This is a genomic window from Ruegeria sp. AG7 (assembly GCF_056541545.1).
Genome location: NZ_JBQFYP010000034.1, coordinates 1 through 8,316, shown reverse-complemented (window position 1 = coordinate 8,316; position 8,316 = coordinate 1). Strand labels below are relative to the sequence as shown.

Here is an 8,316-nt window from a genome sequence, read left to right as displayed (position 1 = left end):
AATCCTATTGTCGTGACTTCCATGGTGGGGCTCCTTTCCTTGCAGAAGATGTCTTCTGCAGTTTGCCGCAAAGCGCGACGGTTGGCTGCAGACGCCATCCACCCCATCCGCAGAGCGGTTGTTTGGGGAAAATCGATCGATGTCCGAATTGCGGACATCTGCGTATTTTGTGTTAGTAAGTGCATTAGGGAGAGGCATCCACCATGGGAAACAACTCCAGACGGGCGTTTATAAGGTCCTTCCTGACGAGCACGACGATCCTCGTTGCTCCGAGTACATTGTTCGGGCAAGAAGGCACGCTGACCGATCTTGGCGGAGCGATACTCAATCTTGATGAAGTCACGATTTTTACGGCTCGCGAGATCGTCACACTTGATCCCGACCTTCCAAGCGCCGAAGCCGTTGCTGTTGTAAACAGTCGGATTTTGGCGACCGGCACTAGAGAGCAAGTCCAAGAGGCGATTGGTGAACAGCCCTTCACCGTTGATGACACATTCGCCGACCTTATCATCGTTCCCGGCTTTATCGCCCAGCATGATCACCCAGTTTTGGGCGGCTTAAGCCTTTCGTCCGTCATTCTTTCGATAGAGGACTGGGACTTGCCACAGGGTTTATCGCGCGCCGTTGTGGACAAGGATGACTTTCTGGCACGGTTGTCCGAAGCTGTTAATGGTCAGCAAGACCCGGACACCCCTGTCATGACATGGGGATACCACGCGGCATTTTATGGTCCACTGACACGGTCGGACCTTGACCAGATCAGCAGCGAACGCCCTATCTTTGTGTGGGCCCGCTCATGCCACGAATTCATTCTGAATTCTGCTGCAATGGAGGCCGCGGGCGTTACCGAAGAGGTCATGGACGCCTGGTCCGACTCAGAAAAGATGCAATCCAGCTTTGAGCATGGACACTTCTGGGAACAGGGTTTGTTTGCAGTTCTGCCTTTGATTGCACCATACGTGGCAACCCCTGAAAAGTTTCGCGCTGGTTTGGAGACCATGCGCGATTACATGCATGCGAAGGGCGTGACCTACGGCAACGAGCCAGGCGGCATTCTGGCACGCCCGGTTCAGGATGCGGTGAACGCTGTATTCTCCGCACCCTCAATGCCGTTCCGGTGGAGCTTCATTCCAGATGGAAGAAGCCTGATCGCCAAATATGACAATGCTGAAGATGTGATCGAACAGACAGAAGCACTTGTCGACTGGTATGGTGGCAAGACCAGTATGTCCAAAGGCAGCGTCAAGCTTTTTGCGGACGGTGCGATATATTCCCTTGCCATTCAACTGAGGGACGATCCGCTTGGCGATTACCATGGCAAGTGGATGATGGACCTGTCGGCCTTTGAGCGTGCATTTCAAACCTATTGGGACGCGGGCTACCAAGTTCATATTCACGTCAACGGTGACGCCGGGTTGGACCGTGTATTAAACGCCTTAGAGCGGAACTTGCGCAGAAACCCTCGTTTCGATCATAGAACGGTGATCGTGCACTTTGCTGTGAGTGCGCCCGATCAGGTCATGCGTATCAAACGTCTGGGCGCGATTGTTTCCGCAAATCCCTACTACGTGACGGCACTTGCGGATCAATACAGTAAAACCGGTCTTGGTCCTGAACGCGCCAATGAAATGGTCCGTCTTGGTGATCTGGATCGAGCGGGTATTTCCTGGTCACTGCATTCCGATATGCCGATGGCGCCCGGTGATCCATTGTTCCTAATGTGGTGTGCGGTGAACCGCGTGACGAGTTCCGGTCGGGTAGCAGGACAGGATCAGACGGTCCCGGTCGAAGAGGCCTTACGTGGAGTGACAATCAACGCCGCCTATTCTCATCGTCTTGAACGGGACCTTGGCAGTATCGAACCTGGCAAGCGAGCGAACTTCACTATTTTGGATGACAACCCATTGACTGTGGATCCCATGGCAATCAAGGACATTCAGGTTTGGGGAACAGTATTGGAAGGTGATAAGTTTCCAGTGGGCTACAAGGCAGAACAGGAAGATGCACGTTTGCGTCTAAATGATCCGGACAGCCAAAGAGAGTTCGCAGTAAACACTCTCAATCACGCGCTTTCGGTTGTTCACGCTCATCTTTAGGCACGTTCGCTCTGGGAGCGGAATGAACCGAAATCTCGCGCACTTGATCTTGAGGCGGGAGCGCTCGGGATAGCCTGTTTCTGCAAGCTTTTGATGCGGAATTTTTGGCGCAATCGCCGTCGTAATCTTTATGCAAAAGTGAATGTCGACTTCGTCCGCGCAGCAGAAATTCACTAAATTTTCCCTAACCGCAGCACGGAGCCCCCAGTGACCGATGCTGCACGATCAACCGACGGCGGCCATGCGGACAAAGTGGGTGTTCAAGGAACTTTTTAAAGTGCCTTTTCAATGAACTTTGAAAAAAGCTCACCCTGCGAGTTGATCCTAAGTTTCGCGTAAATGTTGCGTCTGTGGATGCGGACTGTGCCTGGAGAGATGCCGAGAATTGTGCCGACAGCTTCTGCCGAATGGCCCTTCAACGTGAACTCAACGACTTCTCTTTCTCGTGGCGTCAGAACGCCATCGCCAAATGCCTGGAAAGCAAGATCGACGCGACGACTAACGCCATTTGCTGCGGCGCCGCGGGTCATCGTTGGAAAGTCACTCCAATGTTTGCAACAGGCTGCCCGAACGAGCGGCCATAGAGCGTGCAAATGACGAATTTCCTTGGCTGAAAAAGGCTTCACTGATCGCATGAGCGAGACCACAACCATCCCAGTGCTTGGGATATCGAAAAAGTAGCCAATCTCCTCTGCTAACCCAGTCCTTTTGTAATAGCTGCGATAGTATTCGCCCTGATAGAACCTGTCCGGTGCGATATCGCGCATGCGGTACAGACCCGGTGTTATCGGTTTTGTCGCGGCCAAAAAAAATGGATCAAGTACGTAGGGCCCCGCTTGGTAATCCTCAACAAAAATACGCCGTTTGCTTTTGGGAAAATCGTCGTGAAGGTCTATCGGTGCTTCGGTTCCGACATGGCCAAACACCACTGTAAAATCGAATGGTGCGACCTGCCGCAAGCCATCTGCCAAAGCACATGGAAATTCTGGGGTTCCGATCTTCTCCACGACCCTGCCGGCCTCTTCCATCCAATCGTACACACGCCGCTCCAGATTCTCGAAAAGAACCTCTATACTCTAATTGTGGTATATACAGTTATTCCGAGTTATTGTTACTTTTTTCTTGTTTGAGTGGTATGCCAGTAAATGCCAAAAAATCAAGCAAAAGGAAAACGGCAGTATATGAGCTTTGACATGAGCGTCACCATGCAGACGATTGCGGAACTCCGAGGAGTGACCAAGACCTTCGGGAATGTGGTCGCTGCCAAAGACCTGAATCTTTCCATTGGGAAAGGAGAGTTTCTGTCATTCTTGGGCCCATCTGGTTGCGGCAAAACCACAGCACTAAGAATGCTGGCAGGTTTCGAGAAACCAACCGAAGGTCAGGTGTTGCTCGATGGCGAAGTCGTCAACGACTTGGATGCGCACCATCGCCCAGTCAACATGGTGTTTCAGCACTACGCTCTTTTTCCTCACCTGAGCGTGTTCGACAACATCGCGTACGGCCTGCGCCAACAACGACCACGCATAGACAAGCAAACAATCGCGACAAAGGTTAAGCAAGCGCTGGAAACTGTCCGTCTTGGTGGATTTGGCCCACGTCGCATCTGGGAGATGTCTGGTGGTCAGCAGCAACGCGTCGCGCTGGCGCGTGCGATCGTAAACGAGCCCAAGCTTTTGCTGCTCGATGAACCAATGGCTGCTCTGGATCGAAAGCTTCGAAAAGAAATGCAGTTTGAACTGCAGAACCTGCAACGACAACTGGGAATAACTTTTGTCCTCGTCACGCACGACCAAGAAGAAGCGCTTTCAATGTCCGACCGAATTTGTGTGATGGAAGGTGGCAGTATTGTGCAGGTAGGCAGCCCACGCGAACTCTATGACATGCCCCGCAGCCGTTACGTGGCTGGATTTGTAGGCACCTCGAATTTCTTTGATGCAACTGTAACTGACGCAGTAGCCGACCAAATCACTGTGCGTTTAGCGAGTGGCCAAAAGGTGCACGGAACTCCGGAGATTCCAATAGATGCAGGACAGGAAGTGTGCGTCAGTATCCGTCCTGAACAGATCACGCTGACCCGTGCGCTACCCACAGCTGAAATTGCTCTGCCAGTTACCATTAAAAATCGGATCTTCCTTGGGGAGCACACAGAATACCTTGCGCGCAACGAAGCACTGGGTGATTTCCACGTGCTTGTGCCAAGGCAAGCGGAATTGAACGAGGGGACGTTCAATGCAGGAGAGCAAGCCTTTGTCTCATGGGGCGAAGGCGCACTGCTGATCCTTGAAAAATAACAACTCCCGCAATCCAACAAAAGAGAGGTTCACGATGACCAATGATAACGGGACTATTTCCAAGCAAAAGTTCATGGAAGAGCTTCGCCGGTACCAAAAGGGTTCGGTCACCCGGCGACATTTTTTGGGCGTGACAGGTCTTGGGATGGCAACGGCCGTTCTGGGCACGGCCATGCCTGGGTTGCGTCCACGCCCGGCATTTGCTGCCGGAGACATTGGCGACCGAGTGATCCTCGCCACGTGGCCGAACTACCATGACGAGATGAACTTCGAAGCCTTCACGGAAGCCACCGGCGCCCATGTTCAGGTCAATGTTTTTGGCTCGAACGAAGAGATGTTGGCAAAGTTGCAGGCCGGAGGCTCTGGCTGGGACGTGTTCGTTCCAACCAATTACACGATCACTACGTATGTGGGTGAAGATCTGATCATCCCGCTCGATACGTCCAAACTGCCAAACTACGACGCAGGTTCATTCGAACAGCGCTTTTCCGATGCTGGTTCTGTCGATGGCCAGCTTTACGCGGTGCCGAAAAACTGGGGCACGACCGGCTTTGCAGTGAATACCAGCAAGCTTGATGGCGCTCCGACTCCAACCACATGGAAAGAGTTCTGGGACCTGACTATGGCGGGTTACTCAGGCCGGACAATGGTGCACGATTACCAACTCACCACTATCGGTAATGCCCTGAAGTATTTTGGCTATTCCTTCAACTCGGTCGATGAGAAGGAACTGGCCGATGCAGAGAAATTGTTGCTGGATGCTAAGCCGCATCTGTTTGCAATTTCGTCTGACTATCAGCCACCGATGCGCAACGGTGACGCTTGGATGACGATGTGCTGGACAGGTGACGGCAAGCAGATGAATGTCGACATGCCTGAAATCGCCTACGTTCTGGGAGCTGAGGGCGGTGAACTCTGGTCCGACTACTACGCTATTCCGAAGGGCGCGCCCCATTTGGATGCCGCCTATGCCTTGATCGACTTCCTGCTGAACCCGGAAGTTAATGCGAAAGAAGTCCTCGCTCATGGCTATCCATCGGCTGATGCTCGCACCAATGCGTTGCTGCCGAAGGAATTGCTGGAAGATCCGATCCTTTATCCGGCAGCTGACCTTCTGAATGCGCTCGAGTTTGGCGCGGCGGCTACGCTAACCGATCCAAACCGTGCCGAGTTGCTCGCCCGCTTCAAGTCGGCCTAAGCGGTAAGGCCGCCAATATCGGAAAAGACGAGGACAATATGACCGAACGAGGCAGAAAAGCACTGTTGCTGGCACCGGCAGGAGTTTGGCTTTTGGTAATGCTTGCCCTTCCTCTGCTGGTCGTCTTCGTCTTTTCCTTTGGCGAACGGGGTGCCGCCGGAGGCTATGTTCCAGCGTTCACTTTGGAACAATATGCCAACCTTCCTGCGCGATGGACGGCGTTTAAGAACACTTTGATCCTTGCACCTCTGGGGACTATCGCTGCGTTGGTAATTGCCTATCCGCTCGCCTACTTTCTTGCGGTGCGTTGTTCACCAAAGTGGAGAACTTCGCTGTTGATTCTGGTAATCGTGCCGTTCTGGACATCGATCCTGATCCGGTCATACGCATGGATTTTCATCCTTGGGGGGCGTGGCTTGCCCGCTTTACTGGAGTCGATCGGCATCGATGATATCCGCCTGATAAATACGCCCTTCGCTGTGCTTGTCGGGATTGTCTATGGGTATCTACCTTTGATGGTTTTCCCGATTTTTGTAAGCTTGGACAAACTGGATAAACGCCTTCTGGAAGCATCGGCTGATCTCGGCTCTACCCCATGGCGTACGTTCCGTCAGGTGACACTTCCTCTGTCGGTACCTGGTATCGCAACAGGCTGCATGCTGGTCTTCATCTTGCTGATGGGCGAGTTTCTGATCCCAGCGATCTTGGGCGGCGGAAAGGTCTTTTTCGTCGGAAATGCGCTGGTGGATCTGTTCCTGCAGTCTCGAAACTGGGCGTACGGATCGGCGGTCGCAATGACGCTGGTTGTCGTAATGCTTGTCACTGTCTCAATTTACATGAAATTCATCTCGCGCCTGGGTGGCCAGCGCGAAGATGTCTCGCTGATGTGAGGGTCCGATGCGCTTATACGCGATTTGCGTCTACCTTTTTCTCTATATTCCAATCGGCATCATCGCGCTTTTCAGCTTCAATGCCGGACGACACGCAAGCCAGTTCATGGGGTTCTCGACCCAATGGTATGGCAAAGCGCTCAACAACCCATTTGTTATGGACGCGCTCGAGACCAGTCTGCTTGCGGCATTCATAACTGCTTGCCTCGCCTCCACACTCGGAACCATGGCGGCCATCGCTTTACAAGGGGTTAAGGGATGGCTCCGAACTTTGTTCGATGCGATGATTTATATTGCGATAATGATACCAGGTATCGTCATCGGTATCGCGACACTCATTGCCCTAGTCACCGTATTCGGCTGGCTAAACCCGCTTCTTGCGAGCCTATGGCCCGATGGAGCAAATCCCCCGCAACTTTCCATGGGGATGCCCACGCTTGTCGCCGCACACACCATGTTCACAATGGCGCTGGTCATAATCATCGTACGTGCAAGGCTATCGGGTATGGACCGTGCCCTCATGGAAGCTTCGGCTGACCTCTTTGCGACGCCTTGGGGCACCTTTCGGCAGGTGACGCTGCCGTTGATAGCACCGGCAATTTTGGCAGGCTTTCTGCTCAGCTTCACTTTCTCATTTGATGATTTCATCATCGCGTTCTTCGTAGCTGGCTCGGAGACAACCCTGCCAATCTACATATTCTCATCCATCCGGCGCGGCGTAACTCCCGAGATCAATGCCATTGGCGCTATGGTTATGGGCGCGTCGCTCTTGTTGCTCGTTGCAGCGCAACTGCTTTTGCGCCGAGGCGCCTCAAAATCGAATAGTTAAATAAAGGAGCCAAGTGAAATGCGGCTTGCAGGTAAAGTCGCGCTCGTGACGGGCGCGGGATCAGGAATTGGTCGGGCAGGTTCAATGGCAATGGCACAAGAGGGTGCGCATGTTGTGGTAACGGATCGCGATGCAACACTTGCTGAAGCCACTGTGGCCGCGATCGTTGCGCAGGGGAATCAAGCATCTGCCATACAGCTTGATGTGACCGATGACGATGCCCTTACCAAAGCCATAGACGAAGCAGTAAAAAACTTCGGTCGGCTTGACGTGTTGCACTCTCATGCTGGGTTGCAGATCGAAGGAACGCTGGAAGAAGTGGAACCAGATGGAATGGATGCTTCTTGGGCATTGAATGTCCGCGCTCACTTCATTGCCGCGCGCGCAGCCGTCCCCCATATGAAATCACAAGGTGGAGGCAGCGTGATCGTCACTGCTTCCAATTCAGGGGTTCAATACGACCGGGGTATGATCGCCTATGCGACTACAAAGCACGCAGCTGTTGCGATGGTCCGGCAGATGGCAGCCGACTACGCTGTCCACGCAATCCGTTTCAATGCCCTTTGTCCAGGATTTGTAGACACCCCCTTCAATGCAGGCTTCGAAAAGCAGATGGGTGGTCGTGCCAAACTGCAAGGCTACATCGAGCAGGCGATCCCTATGAGTCGATGGGCGACAGTTGAAGAGATTGGCCATGGGATCGTCTATTTAGCTTCAGATGAATCCGCTTTTATGACGGGGCAAGCCTTGGTTATCGATGGCGGTGAATGCATTTAGTGATGGGTTAGACCGCTCAAGAGAATGTCTATAGCCGCACTTCATTTTTTGCGAAAACATTTCAGTCCGCTTTGGGCTCTGAAGGGAATGTGAACCGGAGATTCGAATGTCTGCTTGGGATTGGCGAGCGGACGATCCCGCCCGCCTAAATCGTTAAAGATCGATACGTTCGGCAATACTAAGCGCGTCTTCAAGCTCGACGCCAAGGTAACGCACCGTACTGTCCACTTTG

The 8,316-nt window shown here is 53.0% G+C and carries 7 protein-coding genes and 1 pseudogene; 6 read left to right on the top strand and 2 right to left on the bottom strand.

Annotated elements, in window-relative coordinates; genetic code table 11:
• Positions 1–203: 203 nt before the first annotated feature.
• Positions 204–2,096 carry an amidohydrolase gene (locus ACR0BF_RS20025; protein ID WP_480625646.1) on the top strand — a complete coding sequence of 631 codons (1,893 nt, stop codon included), beginning with the start codon at positions 204–206 and terminating at the stop codon, positions 2,094–2,096.
• 272 nt (positions 2,097–2,368) lie between these two features.
• On the opposite strand, the gene ACR0BF_RS20020 is transcribed toward ACR0BF_RS20025, so the two are convergent.
• Positions 2,369–3,136, bottom strand: coding sequence for a helix-turn-helix transcriptional regulator (locus ACR0BF_RS20020; RefSeq protein WP_480625645.1), 768 nt, complete (start codon positions 3,134–3,136; stop codon positions 2,369–2,371).
• Positions 3,137–3,289: 153 nt separating this feature from the next.
• On the opposite strand from ACR0BF_RS20020, the gene ACR0BF_RS20015 reads away from it, so the two are divergent.
• The 5 genes from ACR0BF_RS20015 to ACR0BF_RS19995 are packed head-to-tail and all read left to right on the top strand — an operon-like array spanning position 3,290 to position 8,084.
• A complete protein-coding gene (locus tag ACR0BF_RS20015; RefSeq protein ID WP_480607189.1) occupies positions 3,290–4,390 on the top strand; it encodes an ABC transporter ATP-binding protein in 1,101 nt (366 codons plus the stop codon).
• A 34-nt stretch (positions 4,391–4,424) separates the two neighbouring features.
• Positions 4,425–5,588, top strand: a complete 1,164-nt coding sequence (locus tag ACR0BF_RS20010) for an ABC transporter substrate-binding protein (protein WP_480521116.1) — start codon at positions 4,425–4,427, stop codon at positions 5,586–5,588.
• A 38-nt stretch (positions 5,589–5,626) separates the two neighbouring features.
• Positions 5,627–6,478 (top strand): ABC transporter permease, encoded by an 852-nt coding sequence (locus ACR0BF_RS20005; protein ID WP_480521118.1) that lies wholly within the window; start codon positions 5,627–5,629, stop codon positions 6,476–6,478.
• A gap of 7 nt (positions 6,479–6,485) precedes the next feature.
• Entirely contained in the window at positions 6,486–7,307 is an 822-nt protein-coding gene (locus ACR0BF_RS20000) for an ABC transporter permease (protein WP_480521120.1), read from the top strand.
• 18 nt (positions 7,308–7,325) lie between these two features.
• Entirely contained in the window at positions 7,326–8,084 is a 759-nt protein-coding gene (locus ACR0BF_RS19995; protein WP_480607194.1) for an SDR family NAD(P)-dependent oxidoreductase, read from the top strand.
• Positions 8,085–8,237: 153 nt separating this feature from the next.
• On the opposite strand, the pseudogene ACR0BF_RS19990 reads toward ACR0BF_RS19995, so the two are convergent.
• A pseudogene (locus ACR0BF_RS19990) lies at positions 8,238–8,316 on the bottom strand (integrase); the annotation flags it as partial.

What these genes read in the sequence shown, in the direction of transcription:
- ACR0BF_RS20005 (WP_480521118.1), top strand. Translation starts at nt 5,627, where the DNA reads ATGACCGAACGAGGCAGAAAAGCACTGTTGCTGGCACCGGCAGGAGTT.
- ACR0BF_RS20000 (WP_480521120.1), top strand. Translation starts at nt 6,486, where the DNA reads ATGCGCTTATACGCGATTTGCGTCTACCTTTTTCTCTATATTCCAATC.
- ACR0BF_RS19995 (WP_480607194.1), top strand. Translation starts at nt 7,326, where the DNA reads ATGCGGCTTGCAGGTAAAGTCGCGCTCGTGACGGGCGCGGGATCAGGA.
- ACR0BF_RS20025 (WP_480625646.1), top strand. Translation starts at nt 204, where the DNA reads ATGGGAAACAACTCCAGACGGGCGTTTATAAGGTCCTTCCTGACGAGC.
- ACR0BF_RS20015 (WP_480607189.1), top strand. Translation starts at nt 3,290, where the DNA reads ATGAGCGTCACCATGCAGACGATTGCGGAACTCCGAGGAGTGACCAAG.
- ACR0BF_RS20010 (WP_480521116.1), top strand. Translation starts at nt 4,425, where the DNA reads ATGACCAATGATAACGGGACTATTTCCAAGCAAAAGTTCATGGAAGAG.